Raw genomic sequence first — 21,097 nt, forward strand, 5'->3', positions numbered from 1 at the left:
TACCCATTATCGTTACGAAATTCAAAACGCCTGCGCATGCAGGCGTTTTTGTTTTTGCTGCCAGCAAAGTTAGCTAACTTTTGCCTGCCACTGTTCACGCAACTGTTTAGCCGCTTCCACCATATTGGCCAAAGCTGCTTCTGTTTCTTGCCAGTTCCGTGTTTTTAACCCACAGTCAGGGTTCACCCATAACCGCTCGGCAGGAACTAGATTCTTAGCTTTTTCCACCAGCTGAATAATCTGCTCCACATCCGGAATATTTGGCGAGTGGATATCGTAAACACCAGGGCCAACCTCATTCGGGTAATCAAATGCCTCGAATGCTTTAAGCAGTTCCATATCCGACCGTGACGTCTCAATGGTGATCACATCAGCATCCAAAGCGGCAACTGACTTGATAATGTCATTGAACTCGCTATAACACATATGGGTATGGATTTGTGTTTCTGGCTCGGCACTGGCCGCTGAGATCTTGAAGGCTCTCACAGCCCAATCCAGATACGACTGCCACTGGCTGGCCTTGAGCGGCAACCCTTCACGAATTGCTGGCTCATCAATCTGAATGATGTTGATTCCGTTATTTTGCAAATCCGCTACTTCGTCGCGCAATGCCAATGCTATCTGATTGGCTATCTCTTCACGGGTTAAATCCTCACGAGGGAAAGTCCAGCCCAAAATCGTTACGGGACCGGTCAACATCCCTTTCACATGCTTGTCAGTCAGCGATTGGGCATACTTGGCCCATTCCACCGTCATCGGCGCTGAACGGTAAATATCTGACACAATCACCGCCGGCTTCACACAGCGTGACCCATAACTTTGTACCCAGCCAAAACGAGTGACGGCAAATCCTTCGAGCAATTCAGCAAAATACTCCACCATATCATTGCGCTCAGGCTCACCATGAACCAGCACATCCAGTCCGAGCTTATTTTGACGCTCAATGGCATCGGCAATATGCTCTTGCATGGCGGTCACATAATCATTCTCGGCCAATCGGCCAGCTTTAAAATCACGGCGCTGGGTACGGATCTCGCCCGTCTGTGGAAATGAGCCAATCGTGGTCGTCGGTAATAAAGGCAGCCCCAATGCACTGCGCTGCAATCTCGCACGTTCCTGATAAGGCAGCTTACGTTCAGCCAGACTATCCGTTATCGCAGCAAGGCGCTGGCGTACCTGAGGATTATTAACCCGTTCACTGGTCGCTCGGGCTTTAATCGGCGCACTGTATTGTTCAATCTCGCTAAGCGCAGCCTCATTACCGTCGAGCGCCTTGGCAAGCAAAGTCACCTCACGGCATTTTTGCTTGGCAAACGCCAGCCATTGGCGCACTTCCGGATCAAGCTCTGTTTCCAGATCAAGATCGATAGGGCTATGCAGCAATGAACATGAGCTGGCAACCCAAAGTCTTTCTCCCAGATCAGCCTTCACTGACGATAGACGCTTAAGCCATGCACTCAGATCCGCCCGCCAAACATTTCGACCGTTAATCACACCAGCAGAGAGTACCCAAGACGAAGGCAACGCCGCCAGCACCGGCTCCAACTGTTCAGGAGCCGTGGCCAAATCAATGTGCAGACCATCGACCTTCAATCCGGTTATCCGGTCAAGATTATGGGTAATGGTGTCAAAGTAGGTGGTCAGCAACAGCTTTGGTTTTCCATGCAAAACCTGGTAGGCAAGCTTGTACGCATCCAACCATTGTACGGGCAACTCCAGAGCAAGCGCCGGCTCGTCTATTTGCACCCACTCTACACCCAGCTTGGCCAGCTTGGTCAGTATTTGCTGATAGGCCGTAAGCAGACGAGGCAACAGAGAAAGGCGGTCAAAACCGGCTTCTTTTTCCTTGCCCAACCACAAGTAGGAAACTGGCCCTAACAACACCGGCTTCACCTCGTGGCCTGCTTTTTTCGCTTCCGCTACTTCCTCGAACAATTGGGGCCAGCTGACATTAAACGCATCATCGGCACTGAACTCAGGCACGATATAATGATAATTGGTATTGAACCATTTGGTCATATCCGATGCGGCACAGGCACAGCCTGAAGGAGCTTTGCCGCGTGCAACACGAAACAAGGTATCTAGGTCAGGAAAACCGCTGCGATGACGTGCTGGTAGATGCCCAAGTAACATGCTTGTTCCCAATACATGATCGTACCAGGCGAAATCACCGACAGATACGCAATCCAATCCCGCACCGACCTGATCCCCCCAATGACGATGGCGCAACAGACGACCAACTTGCTTCAACTCTTCCTGCGACGACTCACCTCGCCAATATTTTTCCTGCGCAAATTTCAGTTCGCGCTGGCTGCCGACCCGCGGATAACCCAAAATGTGCGTTTGTGTTTTATTCGTCATTGTTCTTCCATCCATGCCTATTCAAGATGTTTTTACAATGAAGTAAGGCACCGAAATGAACAATTTCTAATGTTTAATGTTTAACTTGAGCAAATCTCATGTTAAATCACTTGATTTTTCATATAGACGTCTAGATGTTTACACTTCTGCGAAATATACGTAAAGTGTGTGAACCTCCAACTTGGTACAGACATCAGCATAAGGATTAATGCTTTGATTGAAATTAAACATCTGCGCACCCTAACCGTCCTGCGTGATACCGGTTCGTTGACTGCAACGGCCAACACCCTCTGTTTAACTCAATCAGCACTATCGCACCAATTAAAAGATCTCGAGCTACGGCTTGGCAACCAACTGTTTCTCCGGAAAACCCGTCCGGTAAAATTCACTGCTGAAGGGGAAGTACTGCTCAAGCTGGCCGATGATGTGATTCCGCGTATTGCCCGTGCCGAGCATGAGTTGGCAAGCCTCAAAGAAGATACCAACGGCCGCCTGCATATGGCTATCGAATGCCATTCCTGCTTCCAGTGGCTGATGCCTGCCCTCAAGGAATACCAAGTACACTGGCCAAATGTCACCCTCGATTTCTCTTCCGGATTCGGATTCGAGCCACTGCCCGCTCTCGGGGCCGGCGAGCTTGACTTGGTGATTACATCCGATATTCAACCCCGCAACGAAATCCACTTCGAGCCATTGTTTGATTTTGAAATGCGTCTTATTGTTTCGCCGCAATCACCGTTGGCGCAGAAAGAAACCATCGAACCTGAAGACTTGGCACAACAAACATTGATGAGCTACCCGGTCCAAAAAAACCGACTTGATGTTATCAAGCATTTCTTACAGCCAGCGGGCATCGAACCGGCAAATTGGAAACAAGCCGACAATACCCTAATGCTCATTCAGATGGTCTCGGCGGGACTAGGCGTATCTGCACTACCTAACTGGGCGATTTATGATTTTGCGCGGCAAGGCTTAGTGGTCAGCAAGCCGCTCGGAAAAGGATTATGGCGAAGATTGTTTGCTGCTATTCGAGCACAAGAGAAAGATCGCCACTACCTGTCGGCTTTTTTTGCTACTGCCAAGCAGCAATGCCAGACCCATTTGGAAGGGATAAGAGCCACCTGATACCTAATACCCCGTACTTAATATCAGATGGCCTAAAATACAACGGGGTTACTTGAACTGGTTGTTGATCGGATCGTAGTGGTAACCCAGTGATTCCATTTTTGCATTTAATTCATCGAAATCTAACTCATAGCGGCTTACCAGCTCTTCGACTGTTGAGCACTCCAAGCGCAGTCGCTCATTGACGATACCCAGCACGATATTGCCGTCCATGCGAAGTAAATTATCAATCTCCATACCTACCCCCTTGATGACCTTGCAGTGTATATCCAAGCGATGCCGTTAGCGTGCGTACATATTGACGCTGCTTGGATTAAGCCTTGGATTAAGCATAGTCACTCGGCCCCAGAAAGAAAAAGAGCGAACTCACACTCTGGCATCCTGCATTCGCAATGGCTCAAACAATAAAGGCCAGCTCTTTTACAGGCTGGCCTTTGTTTGTTAACGGTTATCGCTTACATCAGAACAGTACTGTTTGCAGCTGCGCCGATCCAATCAGCAACACTGCCGCCGCCAGCAACTGCCAACGATTCACCGCTTTACCTGTTAGCAAGTGCATTGCCCATACCAAAACGCCAACCACCAGCAGCATTAGCGCAGCCACAACATGCTTGGTCGCGACGGTCAATGATTCTGGATCCATTCCCGATGCCAACCACAGCACACACAATGCACTTAGCATGGCCCCAGCAAAACCAGCAAACGGCAATAGACGGTGAAAAGCCTGTAAGCGAGTTCTTGCCTGCGTAAGCAATAAGTGGGCGATCAGTGCGCCAAACATCACCACTGCTACCAAACTCATACCAATTTTAGGCAAAGTCTCACCCTGTAGACTGGCAACTAAAGCCACCACAGCCAAACCAATGGCCAAGTAAAACACACGCAGTGGCCCGGCATCACGGGTTTTACCCGTTTTAACCTTCAGGGTGAAATAACCCAAGGCCGCCAATGGCAGCAATGCCGCAGGGGTGATCATGAGCGAAATCGCCCATCCCACTAATAACACAGGCAATGTTTTATGCACCCGGCCGCGCTGTCCAGGGCAAATCTCACCTTTCGTGAGCACCAAAGACAACACCAGCTGAGCACCCAATAAGGCAGGGATCAGAAAAGTGGTTACAACATCCATAACGAAAACGCCCGCAAAAATTAAACTGCCGCGATGATACCAACTCCCTAGAGATATACCAACTCTCGACCAAAGCTAAACTCAAAATTATCAATATCACGGTCACGACAATAACATTTTTTACTTTATCCCTATAATTCATGGATTTATAATTGAAACCTTCTCAAAACAACATACTTTTCAGGCATATCCATGCATGAGTCTCCCGCCCATAGCCTTCGTAAGTTCGCCTTGTATATCCCTGATCTATTCAGTGCCCGCCACCACTCTACAAATTTCAGGAATACGCGAAGCAGCTATCTGCGTAGTCGGTTGACCCTGCTCGCCTCGCTCTGGGGAGGGTTAGTGCTACTGTGGATACCTTTTGACCTTATGCACCTGCCGAGTAATGAGGGGCCGACCATTGCGATTTCACGGGTATTTCTCGCGCTTAGCCTATTCGTTATCGCGCATTGCAACTATCATCGGATCGGGTTAAAGAAAGTACTGCACGCCCTACTACTGGTTATGCTCTGCATCAATGCGTTCTATTTTCATGCCGTATGGGTACTGGGATTTCCCACGGTATATAGCGGGTATATCTATGGCTATACTCTGCTGCCTATCATTCATATTGCGATGTTGACTATTTTACCTCTCACCCTCAAAGAGAGCCTGTTCTTACTGATCATCACCGCCATACCTCAATGGATTTCAGATACCCAGTCTCAACGCTGGCTAACCCCAGAAAATCTGGCTGACTATTGGCTTCAGTTACTGCTGGCTCTTATCGTGATTTGGTCTCAGCTGTCCAAGCTCTATATGCTAATGCGTCTCTACCGGCAAGCATCACTTGATCCACTAACTGGCGTTTTCAATCGCCGGGTATTACTGCAGCTGGCCTTAAAATCACTCCATACGACTCAGCTCGAAGGTAAGCCTTTTTCAGTTCTGTTGTTTGATCTCGACAAATTCAAACGCATCAACGACAACTGGGGGCACACTGCGGGGGATCATATCCTTCAGGCATTTGCTCAACATATCCAACAATACAGCCCCAAAGGGGGGCTTTTCGGACGTTATGGCGGCGAGGAATTTATCCTGTTCGTTCCGGGGTACTCGCCCAAAGAGGCGATTGATTTAGCAAACCAGTACCTAACGGGTATTCGTCAGCTTCAAATCCATATCGACAAATATTCACAGCCACTATCAATTACCACCAGTATCGGCATCGCAACCTATTCACATTTTGAATCGATCAGCACCCTAATTGATCGTGCAGATAACGCCTTGTATGAATGCAAGAAAAATGGTCGAGATTGCTGTCTCTATCAATCGTCGTGCAATAACCACATCACAGAGCAAAAACCTATACCGGCATAAGCACTGCAACCACGTCCCTTCTGACCTCTCAAAGTGCGCATTTATACGTAAACGAACCCGTGAATATAAATGCGCAACTTTTCACCACAAACAAACCACAACGCCCATAATACAGGCGACAGAAACGCGCTTAGTTTCGAAAATCATTACTCTACATCGATAAACACGGCACATTTATGCGCGATCGAATGCGCGAACGCTCATAAGTGTGGAGGTGATCAATAAATACCCCCACAAAAAATGGCATATTTACACCATACCGAGAAGGAACTCATCAATTCCTGATCCACACCTATAAGAATAAGCGAAAACGAACATGACTAGCTGGTTTGAAACAGATGTTGTGATTATTGGCGGAGGCGCCACAGGAACAGGCATCATGAGGGATTGTGCCCTACGCGGGATCCCTTGTATCTTGATTGAACGCGATGACCTGGCATCCGGCACCACTGGACGCAACCACGGCCTACTCCACTCAGGCGCCCGATACGCTGTCACCGATCAGGAATCTGCCCGGGAATGTATCCAAGAAAACCGAATCCTGAAAAAAATTGCCCGTCACTGCGTTGAAGACACGCAGGGTCTGTTCATCTCCCTGCCTGATGACGACCTCGATTTCCAGAAAAATTTTATCGATGCCTGCCAGCAAGCAGATATCGACGTAGAACAGCTAACTCCTGAAGAAGCCCTTCGCCTTGAGCCAAACTGTAACCCTGCACTGATTGGCGCGGTGAAAGTCCCTGACGGTACGCTCGACCCGTTCCGCCTCTCGGCATCCAACGTACTTGATGCCGTCGAACACGGTGCACGCCTTTTCAACCACACCATGGTGACAGGGCTGATCCGAGAAGGGGCTACCGTAAAAGGCGTAAATTGCCTATGCCTGAAAACCGGCAAACACTTCGAAGTCCGAGCCAAGCAAGTCGTCAACGCTGCCGGTATCTGGGGACAGCAGATTTGTGAATACGGCGATCTGTCAATCAAGATGTTCCCGGCCAAAGGATCCCTACTGATCCTTGACTACCGCATCAACAACCTGGTGATCAACCGCTGCCGCAAGCCATCTGATGCCGACATCCTTGTTCCGGGTGACACCATCTCGCTGATCGGCACCACCTCCGAGCGGATCGACTACGACAAGATCGATGATCTTCATGTCACCAGCAAAGAAATTGATATTCTGCTGGAGGAAGGCACCAAGCTGGCGCCTATCATGGCCAACACCCGCGTCCTGCGTGCCTACGCAGGTGTCCGCCCTCTCGTTGCCGTCGATGGTGATACCAGCGGCCGTAACATCAGCCGCGGCATTGTTCTACTTGACCACGCAGAACGCGACGGTCTTGACGGCTTTGTGACCATTACCGGCGGTAAGCTGATGACCTACCGCATGATGGCAGAGTGGACCACGGATCTGGTTGCCAAGAAGCTGGGCAATACCCAGCCATGTATTACCCACACCAAGCCGCTACCGGGTTCTGAGCAAGCTGCTCCGAAAAAGCAGCCAACCGCAAGCCTTGCCAAACCAGTGTACCAATCGGCCTACTACCGTCACGGCGAGCGTGCCGAGAAGTTCCTCAGCAACAACCTCAAGAGCCAGGCCGTGATCTGCGAATGCGAAATGGTCACCTGCGGTGAGGTGGAATACGCAATTAAGGATCTCAACGTCCACAACCTTGTCGACCTGCGCCGCCGTACCCGAATCGGCATGGGCCCATGCCAAGGCGAACTCTGCTCGTACCGCGCCGCTGGTCTCTTCTCCGAGTACGGCAACAAGAGCGGTAACGAAGCCAGCCACCTACTGGAAGACTTTCTGGAAGAACGCTGGAAAGGGATCAAACCCGTATTCTGGGGCGATGCCCTGCGCGAAGGTGAATTTACCTACTGGATTTACGAAGGCCTGTTTGGCGTCAGTGACCTGCCAGACAATCAGCAGCCGCAGGTTGCCGCGACCCACGCCGACGAGGAAACACTATGAAATTTGACAGCATTATCATCGGTGGCGGTGTCGCCGGCCTAAGCTGTGCCATCCGCTGTGCCGAGGCTGGCCTGAAAACCGCCGTTATCGCAGCAGGCCAGAGCGCACTCCATTTTTCGTCGGGTTCTATTGATGTACTGAGCAACCTACCATCGGGTCAAGCCGTCAGCCATCCTTTCGATGCATTTGATGCATTGGCAGAGCAAAGCCCTCACCACCCCTATGCCAAGCTAGGCAATAAAGCGTGCCGCGAAGCTATCGACTGGTATCAGGGCATGATGGAGGATTGCGGGGTTTACCTCTCAGCCCAAGCTGACGAACAAAACCATTACCGAGTGACACCGATGGGGACATTCCGCTCCACTTGGCTATCACAACAAACCGTCCACCAGTTTCCGGCACACCAGCTATCAGACGGCCTAGCCAGCATTGCACTGGTTACCCTTGACGGCTTCCGCGACTTCCAGCCTCAGCTTGCCGCCGACAACTTGGCACGCCTACCTGCATTTGCCGATGTCAGCATCAAGACAGCAACCGTTCAACTGCCCGACTTTGATGAGATGCCGCGTAACCCTTGTGAGTTCCGTTCTATTGACATCTCACGGGTACTGCGTGACGAAACCAAACTCCATGCCTTTGCCAAGCGCCTAATTCAAGCTGTGGGCAAAGCCGATTTGGTGGTATTGCCTGCTATTTTCGGTAACGGTGACGGGGCTGCAACCATCAAACTGCTCGAAGGGCTGACCGGATTCAAGATCTGCGAACTGCCAACCATGCCGCCATCCCTGCTGGGCATTCGCTTAGAAGAAGCGATGAAATCCCATTACAAAAAACTGGGCGGCCTATTGCTAACCGGTGATGAAGTCAAAGGCGGGGATATCGAGAACGGCAAGCTGTGCCGGATCTACACCCGTAACCACGAAGATATCGCCCTAAGTGCGGAGCATTTCCTAATCGCCACGGGCAGTTTCTTCAGCAAAGGACTGAGCGCTGAGCGCCATCAAATTAACGAGCCTATTTTCGGATTGGATATGGTTGAACCAGCACACCGTGATCACTGGTATCAACCTCAGTTTTTCAGCAAACAAAGCCACCCATTTATGAAGATGGGCGTGACTTGCAATACTGACCTGAACCCTAGCATCGCAGGTTCGACAATCAGCAACCTATTCTGTGCTGGTGCCATTCTGGCCCACTATGATCCGGTACAGGAAGGTTCCGGCTCAGGCGTTGCAATCTCTACCGGCTACTATGTCGCCCAACAAATAATCCGGGCACAGCAGCACTCCACTGAACATGAAACAACTGCGTCTGAACTGACGGCAGCACTATAAGAAGGGGCAAACGATGAGCCTTCCAAAAAAAGACACCAGTTTCGACCAATGCATTAAGTGTACGGTCTGTACCGTATACTGCCCGGTAGCCAAAGCTAACCCTCAATACCCGGGTCCTAAACAGTGTGGCCCTGATGGCGAGCGACTACGAATCAAGAGCCCGGATTTCTACGATGAAACCCTGAAGCTATGCACCAACTGCAAGCGCTGTGAAACCGCTTGTCCTTCTGGGGTAAAAATCGGGGATATGATTGCCGTCGCCCGTGACGAACATGCCAAACTGGCTTTCAATATCAAAACGATCCGTGACTTTGTGCTGAGCCATACCGACCTAATGGGAACGGCTGCCACTCCGTTTGCGCCAATTATCAATACCATCACTGGTATGAAGACGGTCAAAAAAGTGATGCACAAGACCATTGGTGTCCACAATCACAAGAGCCTGCCTAAATACTCGCATGGTACTTTCCGTCGCTGGTACAAGCAAAACTGCACCAGCCAGGCACTGTATCCAAAACAGGTACACTATTTCCACGGTTGTTTCGTTAACTATAACCACCCGCAACAAGGCAAGGACTTCATCAAGGTCATGAATGCCATGAGTGTGGGCGTCCAGCTTATGGACAAGGAAAAGTGCTGCGGCGTGCCACTGATCGCCAACGGTTTCTTCGACAAGGCCAAGAAAAACGCCCAGCTCAATATCAAGAACTTTGCCGCTGCCGTCGAAAAGCACAACGCACCGATCATTTCGACCTCGTCAACCTGTGCATTCACTCTAAAAGAAGAGTACCCAAATGTGCTTAAGGTGGATAACAGCCAAGTTGCCAACAGAATCGAATACGTGACACGCTACTTGCTCAAAGAGTTCATGAACGGCAATGCGCCGAAGATGAAACCGTTGAACATGAAAGTGGTATACCACACACCGTGTCACCTCGACCGTGTCGGCGGCAGCCTTTATACCATTGAACTACTGAAGATGATCCCTGGACTGGAAGTCGAGGTGTTGGACAGCCAATGCTGCGGTCTGGCGGGAACTTATGGTTTCAAAACAGAAAACTACGATACCTCGATGGCAATCGGCAGCAACCTGTTCAAGCAAATTAACCAATCAGGGGCCGATTTTGCAGTCACCGACTGTGAAACCTGCAAGTGGCAAATTGAGGAAAACACCCACCTCGAGGCCCTTCACCCTATTTCGCTGTTGGCTATGGCAATCGCCTAACCCATAGCACAATTTACCCTCCCATCCCGGATACGTTCCCCAACATTTCGATGTGTATCCGGGATTTTCCCACCTCGCTATTGCGATGCAAGATCCGTCGGTGCCTCATGCTCTTGGCGAGACAAACAATAACACAGCAGACACAGAACGACATAAAGCACAGTACCTGCGACAATTACCCCGCCCCAGCCCCAATGCTGCCAACAGTAGATCAGGTAAAAGCCACCCAAGCTCCCCCCAGCGTAGTAATGTACGAGATACAAGGCAGTGGCCGTCGCCTTGGCCGTCTGGGCTTTCTGGCTGACCCAGCCATAGGCAAGTGAATGGGTGAAAAACGAACCCGAACTGATCAACAACAGTCCTATCACCATCGCAGGAATCGACTCGAACCAAGCGACCCATAGCCCACAAGCACTGACCATCGCCCCCAATACCATGCCGGAAACACTGCTGAATCGTAGGGTCCAAACCCCGCTCAGTTTAGCGGTAACGGTTCCGGTCAGATAACAAAGGAAAATCATTGACGCCCAGCTGACAGGCACTAGATAGGGTTCAGCCACTAACCGGAAGCCCATCACGGTATAGAGGTTAACGAACAACGCAAAATTGACGCCACCGATCAACATCGCCGTCCATAGAACCGGATTACGCAAATGGCGTAACACACCGCGGATCTGGTGGCGCAATTGCCCATGTGATGGCTTGAAATACCGTTGCGGCGGCAACAGCTTATATACCAACAGCGCAACGGCGAGGCTGAACAATGCCATCACAATCACCGCGACCTGCCAGCCATAAGTTTCGGAAAGAAAGCCTCCGCTGATCCGGCCTGCTATCCCCCCGAGGGAGTTGGCGCTGATATATCCCCCCACGGCCAGCATCAAGGCCGCGGGGGTAAACTCCTCGGCCATATAAGCCACGGCCACGGCAGCAAACCCAGCCAAAGCAACCCCCATCATCGCCCGGGCGACACTGAGCATCAGCAGCGACTGGGCAAACACCGTCAGCAAACCGACCAGCGGCATCAGCATCAGGCTGATCATCATTATCTTCCTGCGCCCCACCCGTTCTGACCATACGGCCCAAGGCACCAACGACAACGCCAATGCCAACGTGGCGGCGGCTACCAACCAGTTAACCCGCGTTGCCGAAGCCTCAAATGTCACAGCCATCAGCGGCAGCATCGGCTGGAACAGATACAAGTTGCAAAAAATCAAAAAGGAGCCCAGACAGAGGGCAAAGCTAGCCCGGCGATACTCGGCGGTACGAACATCTATCATCGTTCAATCCTACGAAGGGAGGTACATCGAACGCCCCCAACCTCAAGCAAATCAAAAGATGGGGCTATCAATCATCACATACTGTAACGATACAGTATTCACTCAACGCATCATACTGGGTTTGCATCGTAACCAGAAAGTCATCAGCATCAACAAACTGTTCAATACCCTGACCAATAACAACATCGCAGTTAAACGGAACCAGCATCGCTGTGCCCTTCGGCAATGCCCGCCCCAACCCTCGCATCACGACAGGCACAACCGGGCAGTGGTCATGATCTTTCACCAAATGATAAATACCCTTCTTCAAGCCACTCATCACTTCCGGCTCGCCCCGGCTTCCCTCGGGAAAAACCAGTAAAATATCGCCATTATCGAGGGCCTGATGACACTCGTCGAATACGGCGCTGCGCTCGCTTTGGGACGGGGAGCGACGGATAGGAATAATGCCAAGAACATTCAGCGACAACCACGCCGATAGCCTGTTCTTCAAAAAGTAGTCAGCGGCAGCTACAGGACGGATTTTATGGACCATGCTAATAGGAAAAAGAGCCAGCAGCACCAAGGTATCGAGATGGCTATTATGGTTGGCGGCCACCACCGCCGGGCCATGCAACGGCAAGTGCTGCCGCTGAATGATATTCAGCCCCAAACCGATAAACACCAGCGGCTTTACCAACAGCAATACAAAAAGAAATTTGAATAATTTCATTTGCGTCACCTAATAGTAAAGATAATAGATGTAGTGGAAGAACAACGGAGCCGTGAACATCAAACTATCAATACGATCCAATATGCCGCCGTGGCCGGGGATAAACTGGCTGGTATCTTTTATCTGCAAGTCACGCTTAACCGAGGAAATCACCAAATCACCGATAAAACCACTGAATGCGATGATCATCCCGGCCACCATCCCCTGCAGCGATGTTAACGGCGTCAGGTAAGGCGCTGCAAAGTAGCTGATCGCAATAATAGTGACCGCGCCGCCGACAAAACCCTCCCATGTTTTATTCGGGCTCACCTTAGGCACAATCTTATGCTTTCCGAAAGTTTTCCCCCACACGTACTGGCAGACATCATTGAACTGGGTAAAGACAAGCAGGAACAGCAGCATCCCCATCGAGCCGGCTTCGAGATTTTTGCTTGGTAATACCAACAGATAAGCCATATGGCTTACACAGAAAACCGTCAGCATCAGAGCCCAATGAATAATACCGGCAGATCGGATAAACCCTTTGGTTTCGCCAATCAATACCGCAACCATTGGCAAGTACAGGAACATATATACCGGAATAAAGATAATATACATGCCGTACCAACCAATCGATAACCAGTAATACTGGAACGGAATGGACAGATAGGCCCAGAAAATCACCCGGCGATCAGCCATCCGAGTCGGTACAATCGACAGGAATTCTTTTAACGCCAAGAAACTCAAAAACCCAACAAAGACCAGCGTATAGTTAAGCGGTAGGTACAGCACCACAAAAACAATGGCTATCATCCACCACCATGAGCGGATCCGCAGCTTGAGTTCGTGGTAATCCTTATCAGGATGACGCCGCGATAGGTACAGATAGGCCAGCGTGCCGGCAATCAATACCATGAGGATCACGGCCATCATATGTAACGAATGAATCGGGATACTCGTCATTGGCTGCATCCCTCACCTTTTTGCGCTTGCTCCGCTTTGGCAGCATAAATACCGCTCAAACGCCGCCATACGGTTATCACACAGCCGACAGCCATCGCCACCAAAGCCATATCCATTGCATAGAAAGAATAGGCAGGCAGCAAAACAAATAACTGATCGACAAACATCAGCAACGACACAAAGGTCAACAATGCCATCCGATGTTGTTTGGCCATCGGCCCTCGAAAATCTGCCTCACAACCCATACTGACCCCCAGCACACGAACATAGGCGGTTAATACAGCAAGCAAAGCCGAAACCCAAGCAAGAGGCATCGCAAATTGAGACTGAGCAATCAAGCCAGCAGCAATAATCAGTAGGGGATCAGCAATACGATCCGGCACATCATTAAAAAGCTCACCTGCCGGTGTCTTTTTGCCCCCCTCAACGGCGACCATGCCATCAAACAAATTACACAAAAGGCGCAGTTGTATCGCCAATGGAAATAAGATCAACCATATCGGTGATGGAAAATAATAATAACCCGCAGCAAAAGCCAAACCACTCCCGGCAAAGACCATGCTCATCAATGAAATTTGGTTCGGGGTTATATTTTTTTTGCTAAGCCAAACGGCTATACGTTTAGTTACTGATAAACTGCGCACCGCAAGTGGACGGCGATTTGCTTCATCTTCATGTTCCATAAGAGCTTTTATCCATTAATATCATTAACGGCATTATATACACAAGTTACTTAAATATGCAGGAGCCAAGGTGTTATCCTGCAAATACAACACGAAAAGATGACATTTCAGATCTAATACCCATCCCCTCTTTGGGTATATACCTGTTATTACTATGCTCACCTGAATCCTGTATATTGGGCAATTAGGGAATATTCCATCACGCACACTCCATCACGTATGGGTAACATTCATGATATTTAAACGAAACACTCTAAAACGATCTGGACTCTACTTTAACCTTCGCTCTCACAGGCACGATGCATTGAATCTACTATTGTCTTCAATGAAAGAAGATAAAATAAAAATGAGCACAGACCTACTTGAAGACATTTTTGAGATTGCAGAGCAAGATTACCAAAAAAATGAACTCCAGTGTCTTGGCGCACACCTTGAGCCATTTCTGAAAAAAACACGTTCCGACATGGATATTTCTGATGATGTAGTTTGTCAGTTTTACCGTTACCTATTGAGCGGCGGTTGCATACCCAAAGTCACCAACCAACACGACCTTGACCTACTGACATCAACATACAAAGAAATCGACCACAATAACAAGCTTGTCAATAAGTTCATGTTCTTACTGATCTTTGGTTATCATGGCAAATATAAAATTGATGAAAGCAACGCTCTCAATATCCATGATTTCAAGCTGTATTTCAGTGCATGGTCACAGTTCAACAAATACACTAACATGCGCAATATGGGGACAAAAAAAGACAAATTTATTCCGTTTGCAGAGTGCAACTCTCTCACAAAACATTTAACAAAAATATTGAAAGTCACAGAGGGAAACTGCACGTTTACTGAGACACTTTCTTATTGGGCAATGATATTTACTGTTTTGTTAAATGACACTCAGGCATTGGATTTTTTAGACTATCTTATTGAAAATGAAAGTGATATTGAGTCTCTTGATTTCTTTGTCTCTGCGACAAATAATCCCCAGTTAAAATTACATTTCAATCAAATACAAACCAATAGCTAATCACATACCAAGCTACGTCTTAGAGCATTACCTCATGTAGCTTGGTGACTCAATGGCTTGGTTCTCTCCTCCTCAATAAAGACCGGTTGAGCAAATTCCATACAACAACCTCAAATTTACACCACTAGACATACATTAACATTTAATTTACACCTAACTGGTTGTTGTAAATGGAATTTTTTTAACAACGCTTAGATTACAATAAATTAAAATCAAAACGCTCAAATAACGAGCAATCTATACATTTAACTCACAACAAACAATTGAAAAAACATTAAACACCATTGTTGTAGCGCAAAATTAACAGGTTACTTAAAATACTGTCTGAGATCATAAAGTCGCTGAATTGTTAATGTCCTATTACCTCTTTTTATGTAAATTAGCCACAAACAATCTGTAAGAAAAAACCCAACTTATTCATATTTTTTCTTATTTTATGCAAACAATGGATTAAGAGGATTATTCCATGCTGGAGCTATTGATTGGCCTTGCAGTTACGATTGCTGTTGGCTATTTCATAATTAAAGGATACAAACCTGCAGGCGTTCTACTAACAGCAGGTTTGACACTGCTTCTTATCACTGGCCTATTAGGCTATAAAGTTCTTCCTGCCAAAGTAGAAGCAACAGGCAACTTCGTCACCGACTCACTCGAATACGTGAAGTACATGCTGCAGTATCGTGGCGGCGGCCTAGGTATGCAAATCATGCTGCTTTGCGGTTTTGCCTCTTACATGACGCATATCGGCGCAAACAACGTTGTTGTTAAGCAATTCTCCAAGCCTTTGTCTGTCATCAAATCCCCTTACGTACTGTTGGTTGCGGCATACATTGTTGCCTGTTTGATGTCACTAGCGGTGAGCTCGGCCACAGGCCTTGGCGTACTACTGATGGCGACCCTCTTCCCTATGATGACAGCCATGGGGATTTCTCGCCCAGCGGCTGTTGCCATCTGTGCATCACCGGCAGCAATTATTCTATCGCCAACATCCGGCGATGTTATCGTCGCAGCTGAAAAATCAGGCTTGCCACTGCACGTGTTTGCCGTAGAAACCGTACTGCCGGTATCTATCTGTGCAATCATCGTGATGGCCGGTGCCGCGTTCTTCTGGAACAAGTACCTTGATAAGAAAGAGAATATCGTGATGGAAAAAATCGATATTTCTGAAATCGAAGTCAAGGCGCCATCCTACTACGCTATTTTGCCATTCCTGCCAATCATCGGTGTCTTCGCTTTCAACGGCGAAACTATCCCTGGCCTTACCCTAGACATCTACACTATCGTCGTTATGTCTATTGTTATTGGTGCTCTGGTTGATTTCGTGACCAAGCGATTCAAAGGCAAGGAAACACTTGAAGATCTTGAATCGTGCTACCAAGGTATGGCGGAAGCATTTAAAGGCGTGGTCATGCTGCTGGTTGCCGCAGGCGTATTTGCCCAGGGCCTAATGTCTATCGGTGCTATCGATAACTTGATTGGTCTGGCTGAATCAGCCGGTGCAGGTGGTTTTGCTCTGATGCTGCTACTAACCGGCCTTACTGTTGCGGCAGCTATCGCGACAGGTTCAGGTAACGCACCGTTCTATGCTTTTGTCGAACTCGCACCAGCTCTTGCGGGCAAGATGGGTCTAAGCCCTGCATTCCTGATCATCCCTATGCTTCAGGCATCGAACCTTGGTCGTACTATCTCGCCAGTATCTGGTGTTATTGTTGCCACATCTGGTATGGGTAACGTCAGCCCGTTCGAAGTCGTGAAACGTACTTCAGTACCGGTTCTGTGCGGCCTACTAACCGTAATCATCGGTACTATGGTATTGGTACCTATGCACGTTTAATTGAAAACGATTAGCGTAAGCATCAAAGCCCTGCTTCGGCAGGGCTTTATATATCAATAGATAATATCTGCAACATAGAGCTCCCTAAGCGAATACCCATCCCCCCTGCCGTTGGCGATCAAATCAACCGATTCAATTGCATAAATGCCCAAGGCGGTATGCAGCAGTAACATTGAGGCTAAGCTCTGCGTAAATTTCTTGAACCTCGTCAAGGTCGCAGGCTTCATTCGTCCCGTTTTCACCAAATAAATCAATACGATCCATTTAAGCAGGGAAAATATCGTATACATACTCTCTCGCTATCAAGATATTATATTATTGCTATGCCTGCGATCCTAACAATACCGTACGGCATCCTCAAGTATACGAAAGCCGTTATACCGAATCGTTATTCTTATTGCTAAAAGAAGCGAAAAGAGGAATAGAGCCCAACACCGTACTAAGTGCTAAACGGGGAAAGCACAGACTAACGGTGCAAAGATTTGCAGATAAATAAGACTATTATTTTTAAGACCGGAAAGATTGAAACTAACTTAGCTGCTTACAAAATGACCTTGCAGAGGCGTTGAGCCTCAATCACTTAATCACTTAATCACTTAAACACTTAAACAATTAAAACAATAGGTTATATACAGAAAGAGCCGCTATTGCGGCTCTGCTAACAATTACAGATTACTCTCTCTTTTCGAGAAGTAATGCTTGGCACTATTAACTTCATCCTCTGAAGGTACATAGATCCGCCAAGCGTCTCCCTCATGCTTTTTATATTTCACCTCACCCGTTACAGCATTAAACTCATAGTAAGGGTAGAATTCACGCAGATTGAAAAACATGGCTGGTGCAAAAAATAGAATATCTGCTGCTAAATACCCACCATTAAATTTCAATGGAACCAATCCATATTTGGTTTCATTGGTTGTAGAGTCAGTGATTTTATAACGATAATTGCCAAAACTCGTTGTTGAATATGTCTCCTCAATGCCCGTTCCCGGTTCCAAAACGATAGGAGAAAATTCGTTAATCATAATGCTTGTTTGGTTATCTGCCGCTGTCATTGACGTCGTCGCACTACAACCCGCCATCACAGTGCAGAAAGCAAACAATGCAATTTTATTTTTCATTTTTTATTACATCCATAATAATATGTTGATTGGCACATCGTAACAATTAATAAAACACAGTTCAATAATTGACTCGATGATATACCTGTTTATTCCTGCAATCTTATCGATATAACCTACATACACACTTTTCAGATAGAAATATATACCTACAATACTTCGTCAGATACAGCGTCCAACGTATTTCCTGTACGCGCGATTCAAAGAGAGACATAACGAAATAACCAGGCCTCTCAAGGAAACTCAATTCCGAATTGCAGAGATTAAAAACGTCAACCCGCCCTCTCTGGCCCACCTATCAGCCTCTTTACAAGCCTGTTAACGTCACTGTAATGAGAAATTGATGTTTTACTGCCTGTTCATGGTAAACTCTGTCCCCTTTTATACGCCCTATACTATCGCTTAGAGTCGTGCTGGCATATTGCCTGCCTCTGCTAAGGTTATCAGCGCCGATAGGCGGCCGGGGCAACGAACAGAATGACGTACAATTTGGATGGGCATTTGAATGTAACCCTTCAAAGATAAGGGGTATCTTCTTTTATAAGAGTGCTATTTTATCTTTATCCATTACGGATGCCCCACTGCGCCCCGAACTTTAAGAATTTTACTGTAAGCCAATGAATGTAAATAAAATTAACGAATATCCAAAATACTGGGCTGAATGCTACGGCACGTCGCCTTTCCTGCCAACCTCACGCAAAGAGATGGAAGCACTAGGCTGGGACAGCTGCGACATCATCATTGTTACCGGTGATGCCTATGTCGATCACCCAAGTTTTGGTATGGCGGTCATTGGTCGTTTGCTCGAATCACAGGGTTTCCGTGTCGGTATCATTGCCCAGCCAGACTGGAATAACAAAGATGCCTTCATGCAACTAGGCAAGCCAAACTTATTTTTCGGTATCACCGCCGGCAACATGGACTCGATGATCAACCGTTATACGGCCGATCGTAAACTACGCCATGATGATGCCTACACACCGAATAACGAAGGAGGCAAACGTCCTGACCGTGCTGTACTGGTATATTCACAGCGCTGCCGCGAAGCTTACAAAGAAACCCCTATCGTACTGGGTGGTATTGAAGCGAGCCTCCGCCGCCTTGCCCATTACGATTACTGGTCAGACAAAGTTCGCCGCTCAGTGCTGTTCGATGCCAAAGGCGATATCCTACTGTTCGGTAATGCTGAACGTGCATTGGTCGAAGTTGCCCACCGCCTGGCTGATGGCGAAGACATCGCGAACCTAACCAATATTGCCGGTACCGCAGTGATCCTCAAGGAAATTCCTGCTGGTTACAAAGAGATTGATTCTAGCCGCATCGAAAAACCAGGCAAAGCGATGCCGATGCCTAACCCATATGCGACAGAAGAAACCTGTAGCACCAACCAGAAAGAAAATGCCCAGCCAGCAGCGGCACAACCGGTCCAAATCCAACCTTCGCGTCATGATGCCACCAGCACGGTAGTGCGCCTGCCATCATACGAGAAACTGCGTAATGACCGTATTCTGTACGCCCATGCCAGCCGTGTCATGCACTTGGAAACCAACCCGTATTCTGCCCGCGCATTGGTTCAGACCCACGGTGACCGTGAGCTGTGGATCAACCGCCCGCCTATCCCGCTAAGTACGGAAGAAATGGATTTTGTGTTCGGCCTGCCCTATGCACGCGTACCGCACCCTTGCTACGGCAAAGCTAAGATTCCGGCTTACGACATGATCAAAACCAGCGTTAACATCATGCGTGGCTGTTTTGGCGGTTGTTCTTTCTGCTCGATTACCGAGCACGAAGGGCGGATCATCCAGAACCGTTCCAAGGAATCCATTCTTAACGAGCTTGAAGAGATCCGCGACAAAGTTCCGGGCTTTACCGGTACAATCTCCGATCTTGGAGGCCCAACTGCCAACATGTACCGTTTGGGCTGCTCGGATCCACGCGCTGAGGCCAACTGTCGTCGCCCGTCTTGTATTTTCCCAGAGATCTGCAAGAAGTTGGACACCGACCATAAACATACCATTGATCTTTACCGTAAGGCTCGTCAGGTGAAAGGGATCAAGAAGATCATGATTGCCTCTGGGGTACGTTATGATCTGGCTATCGAATCGCCTGAATATATCCGTGAGCTTGTCACCCACCACGTAGGTGGCTACCTGAAAATTGCCCCTGAGCACACAGAGAAAGGCACGCTTGACCTGATGATGAAGCCGGGAATGGGTACCTATGACCGCTTCAAGGCGCTATTTGAGAAATACAGCAAAGAAGCAGGCAAGAAGCAGTACCTGATCCCTTACTTCATTTCAGCGCACCCAGGCTCGACAGACGAAGACATGCTGAATTTGGCATTGTGGCTCAAAAAGAATGAGTTCCAGTGTGATCAGGTTCAGAACTTCTACCCGTCACCGATGTGTAACGCGACCGCGATGTACCATTCGGAAACTAACCCGCTTAAGCGTGTTAAATACAAAAAACGTGAAGACCTGTTTGTAGCCAAAGGTGAGCGCCAACGCCGCCTGCACAAAGCACTGCTGCGTTACCATGATCCAGCCAACTGGCCATTGCTTCGCGAAGCACTGATCAACATGGGCAAAAAGCACCTGATTGGTGATGCGCCGCACTGCTTGATCCCGCATGAAGGATCAGATGCCGAACTGACACAGGCCGACCGCCGCAAGTCGGGACGCCATAGTGCGAAACGCTTTGCAACCAAGCACCCAAACCAGCCGGATATCCGCAAGGATGGTCAGCGCGGTAACCGAGGAGCTAACGGCCAAAACAACAAGGGAGGCAAACCAGGCAGCCGCAATGGCACTTCCGCTAGTGGCCGCAGTACTCCAGCTAACGGTAACAAGCCAGCATCTGGCAAGCCGGGGGCAAACAAAGCCGGTAGCAAACCTGGACAGCGCCCTGCAAAAGCCTCGAATGGCGGGCAGCGCCAAGGCGGCAAACCGCAACGCACTCGCCAGCGCTAATCGCCAGCGATTATCAGA

At 48.6% G+C, this 21,097-nt stretch carries 16 protein-coding genes; 8 read left to right on the forward strand and 8 right to left on the reverse strand.

Annotation, left to right across the window (positions count from 1 at the left end):
- Positions 1 to 69 precede the first annotated feature (69 nt).
- Positions 70 to 2,361: a 5-methyltetrahydropteroyltriglutamate--homocysteine S-methyltransferase gene (gene metE / locus ABT56_RS01175; protein ID WP_047877022.1), complete on the reverse strand. Its 2,292-nt coding sequence runs from the start codon at positions 2,359 to 2,361 to the stop codon at positions 70 to 72.
- A gap of 213 nt (positions 2,362 to 2,574) precedes the next feature.
- On the opposite strand from metE, the gene metR reads away from it, so the two are divergent.
- Positions 2,575 to 3,486: an HTH-type transcriptional regulator MetR gene (gene metR, locus ABT56_RS01180; protein WP_047877023.1), complete on the forward strand. Its 912-nt coding sequence runs from the start codon at positions 2,575 to 2,577 to the stop codon at positions 3,484 to 3,486.
- Positions 3,487 to 3,534: 48 nt separating this feature from the next.
- Here the strand turns inward: metR and ABT56_RS01185 are convergent, their stop codons facing one another.
- Together ABT56_RS01185 and ABT56_RS01190 are read right to left on the reverse strand one after the other, a co-directional pair.
- Positions 3,535 to 3,723 carry a DUF4250 domain-containing protein gene (locus tag ABT56_RS01185; RefSeq protein WP_047877024.1) on the reverse strand — a complete coding sequence of 63 codons (189 nt, stop codon included), beginning with the start codon at positions 3,721 to 3,723 and terminating at the stop codon, positions 3,535 to 3,537.
- Positions 3,724 to 3,946: 223 nt separating this feature from the next.
- Complete coding sequence (locus ABT56_RS01190) at positions 3,947 to 4,615, reverse strand: hypothetical protein (RefSeq protein WP_047877025.1); 669 nt, start codon at positions 4,613 to 4,615, stop codon at positions 3,947 to 3,949.
- A 192-nt stretch (positions 4,616 to 4,807) separates the two neighbouring features.
- Between ABT56_RS01190 and ABT56_RS01195 the strand changes: the two genes are divergently transcribed.
- From ABT56_RS01195 to glpC, 4 genes are all read left to right on the forward strand, one after another.
- A complete protein-coding gene (locus ABT56_RS01195; protein ID WP_047877026.1) occupies positions 4,808 to 5,977 on the forward strand; it encodes a GGDEF domain-containing protein in 1,170 nt (389 codons plus the stop codon).
- Positions 5,978 to 6,293: 316 nt separating this feature from the next.
- On the forward strand, positions 6,294 to 7,952 hold the full coding sequence (gene glpA / locus ABT56_RS01200) for an anaerobic glycerol-3-phosphate dehydrogenase subunit A (protein WP_047877027.1): 1,659 nt from the start codon (positions 6,294 to 6,296) through the stop codon (positions 7,950 to 7,952).
- Positions 7,949 to 9,286 (forward strand): glycerol-3-phosphate dehydrogenase subunit GlpB, encoded by a 1,338-nt coding sequence (glpB, locus tag ABT56_RS01205; RefSeq protein ID WP_047877028.1) that lies wholly within the window; start codon positions 7,949 to 7,951, stop codon positions 9,284 to 9,286. The genes glpA and glpB overlap by 4 nt, the downstream gene beginning before the upstream one ends.
- Positions 9,287 to 9,299: 13 nt before the next feature.
- On the forward strand, positions 9,300 to 10,511 hold the full coding sequence (gene glpC, locus ABT56_RS01210) for an anaerobic glycerol-3-phosphate dehydrogenase subunit GlpC (RefSeq protein ID WP_047877029.1): 1,212 nt from the start codon (positions 9,300 to 9,302) through the stop codon (positions 10,509 to 10,511).
- A 77-nt stretch (positions 10,512 to 10,588) separates the two neighbouring features.
- On the opposite strand, the gene ABT56_RS01215 is transcribed toward glpC, so the two are convergent.
- The 4 genes from ABT56_RS01215 to ABT56_RS01230 all read right to left on the reverse strand — a co-directional run bounded on the left by ABT56_RS01215 (position 10,589) and on the right by ABT56_RS01230 (position 14,128).
- Positions 10,589 to 11,791 (reverse strand): MFS transporter, encoded by a 1,203-nt coding sequence (locus tag ABT56_RS01215; protein ID WP_047877030.1) that lies wholly within the window; start codon positions 11,789 to 11,791, stop codon positions 10,589 to 10,591.
- Between the two features lie 67 nt (positions 11,792 to 11,858).
- Positions 11,859 to 12,503: a lysophospholipid acyltransferase family protein gene (locus ABT56_RS01220; protein WP_047877031.1), complete on the reverse strand. Its 645-nt coding sequence runs from the start codon at positions 12,501 to 12,503 to the stop codon at positions 11,859 to 11,861.
- Between the two features lie 9 nt (positions 12,504 to 12,512).
- Positions 12,513 to 13,445: a phosphatidate cytidylyltransferase gene (locus ABT56_RS01225; protein WP_047877485.1), complete on the reverse strand. Its 933-nt coding sequence runs from the start codon at positions 13,443 to 13,445 to the stop codon at positions 12,513 to 12,515.
- Entirely contained in the window at positions 13,442 to 14,128 is a 687-nt protein-coding gene (locus ABT56_RS01230; protein ID WP_047877032.1) for a CDP-alcohol phosphatidyltransferase family protein, read from the reverse strand. Before ABT56_RS01230 ends, ABT56_RS01225 begins: the two co-directional genes overlap by 4 nt.
- Before the next feature lie 325 nt (positions 14,129 to 14,453).
- Between ABT56_RS01230 and ABT56_RS01235 the strand changes: the two genes are divergently transcribed.
- Both ABT56_RS01235 and dcuC read left to right on the forward strand, forming a co-directional pair.
- Entirely contained in the window at positions 14,454 to 15,155 is a 702-nt protein-coding gene (locus ABT56_RS01235; RefSeq protein WP_047877033.1) for a hypothetical protein, read from the forward strand.
- 466 nt (positions 15,156 to 15,621) lie between these two features.
- Positions 15,622 to 16,989, forward strand: a complete 1,368-nt coding sequence (dcuC, locus tag ABT56_RS01240; protein WP_047877034.1) for an anaerobic C4-dicarboxylate transporter DcuC — start codon at positions 15,622 to 15,624, stop codon at positions 16,987 to 16,989.
- A gap of 665 nt (positions 16,990 to 17,654) precedes the next feature.
- On the opposite strand, the gene ABT56_RS01250 is transcribed toward dcuC, so the two are convergent.
- Entirely contained in the window at positions 17,655 to 18,110 is a 456-nt protein-coding gene (locus ABT56_RS01250) for a putative periplasmic lipoprotein (RefSeq protein ID WP_047877036.1), read from the reverse strand.
- Positions 18,111 to 18,727: 617 nt separating this feature from the next.
- Between ABT56_RS01250 and ABT56_RS01255 the strand changes: the two genes are divergently transcribed.
- A complete protein-coding gene (locus ABT56_RS01255; protein ID WP_047877037.1) occupies positions 18,728 to 21,079 on the forward strand; it encodes a YgiQ family radical SAM protein in 2,352 nt (783 codons plus the stop codon).
- The last annotated feature ends 18 nt before the right edge of the window (positions 21,080 to 21,097 follow it).

It is taken from the genome of Photobacterium aquae (assembly GCF_001029445.1).
Taxonomy (GTDB): domain Bacteria; phylum Pseudomonadota; class Gammaproteobacteria; order Enterobacterales; family Vibrionaceae; genus Photobacterium; species Photobacterium aquae.

Excerpts from the sequence above, each read along its gene's own strand:
- ABT56_RS01230 (WP_047877032.1), bottom strand. The coding sequence starts at position 14,128 with ATGGAACATGAAGATGAAGCAAATCGCCGTCCACTTGCGGTGCGCAGT.
- ABT56_RS01220 (WP_047877031.1), bottom strand. The coding sequence starts at position 12,503 with ATGAAATTATTCAAATTTCTTTTTGTATTGCTGTTGGTAAAGCCGCTG.
- ABT56_RS01225 (WP_047877485.1), bottom strand. The coding sequence starts at position 13,445 with ATGACGAGTATCCCGATTCATTCGTTACATATGATGGCCGTGATCCTC.
- ABT56_RS01195 (WP_047877026.1), top strand. The coding sequence starts at position 4,808 with ATGCATGAGTCTCCCGCCCATAGCCTTCGTAAGTTCGCCTTGTATATC.
- ABT56_RS01190 (WP_047877025.1), bottom strand. The coding sequence starts at position 4,615 with ATGGATGTTGTAACCACTTTTCTGATCCCTGCCTTATTGGGTGCTCAG.
- ABT56_RS01250 (WP_047877036.1), bottom strand. The coding sequence starts at position 18,110 with ATGAAAAATAAAATTGCATTGTTTGCTTTCTGCACTGTGATGGCGGGT.
- metE (WP_047877022.1), bottom strand. The coding sequence starts at position 2,361 with ATGACGAATAAAACACAAACGCACATTTTGGGTTATCCGCGGGTCGGC.
- ABT56_RS01255 (WP_047877037.1), top strand. The coding sequence starts at position 18,728 with ATGAATGTAAATAAAATTAACGAATATCCAAAATACTGGGCTGAATGC.
- ABT56_RS01235 (WP_047877033.1), top strand. The coding sequence starts at position 14,454 with ATGAAAGAAGATAAAATAAAAATGAGCACAGACCTACTTGAAGACATT.
- glpB (WP_047877028.1), top strand. The coding sequence starts at position 7,949 with ATGAAATTTGACAGCATTATCATCGGTGGCGGTGTCGCCGGCCTAAGC.
- ABT56_RS01185 (WP_047877024.1), bottom strand. The coding sequence starts at position 3,723 with ATGGAGATTGATAATTTACTTCGCATGGACGGCAATATCGTGCTGGGT.
- ABT56_RS01215 (WP_047877030.1), bottom strand. The coding sequence starts at position 11,791 with ATGATAGATGTTCGTACCGCCGAGTATCGCCGGGCTAGCTTTGCCCTC.
- dcuC (WP_047877034.1), top strand. The coding sequence starts at position 15,622 with ATGCTGGAGCTATTGATTGGCCTTGCAGTTACGATTGCTGTTGGCTAT.
- glpC (WP_047877029.1), top strand. The coding sequence starts at position 9,300 with ATGAGCCTTCCAAAAAAAGACACCAGTTTCGACCAATGCATTAAGTGT.
- glpA (WP_047877027.1), top strand. The coding sequence starts at position 6,294 with ATGACTAGCTGGTTTGAAACAGATGTTGTGATTATTGGCGGAGGCGCC.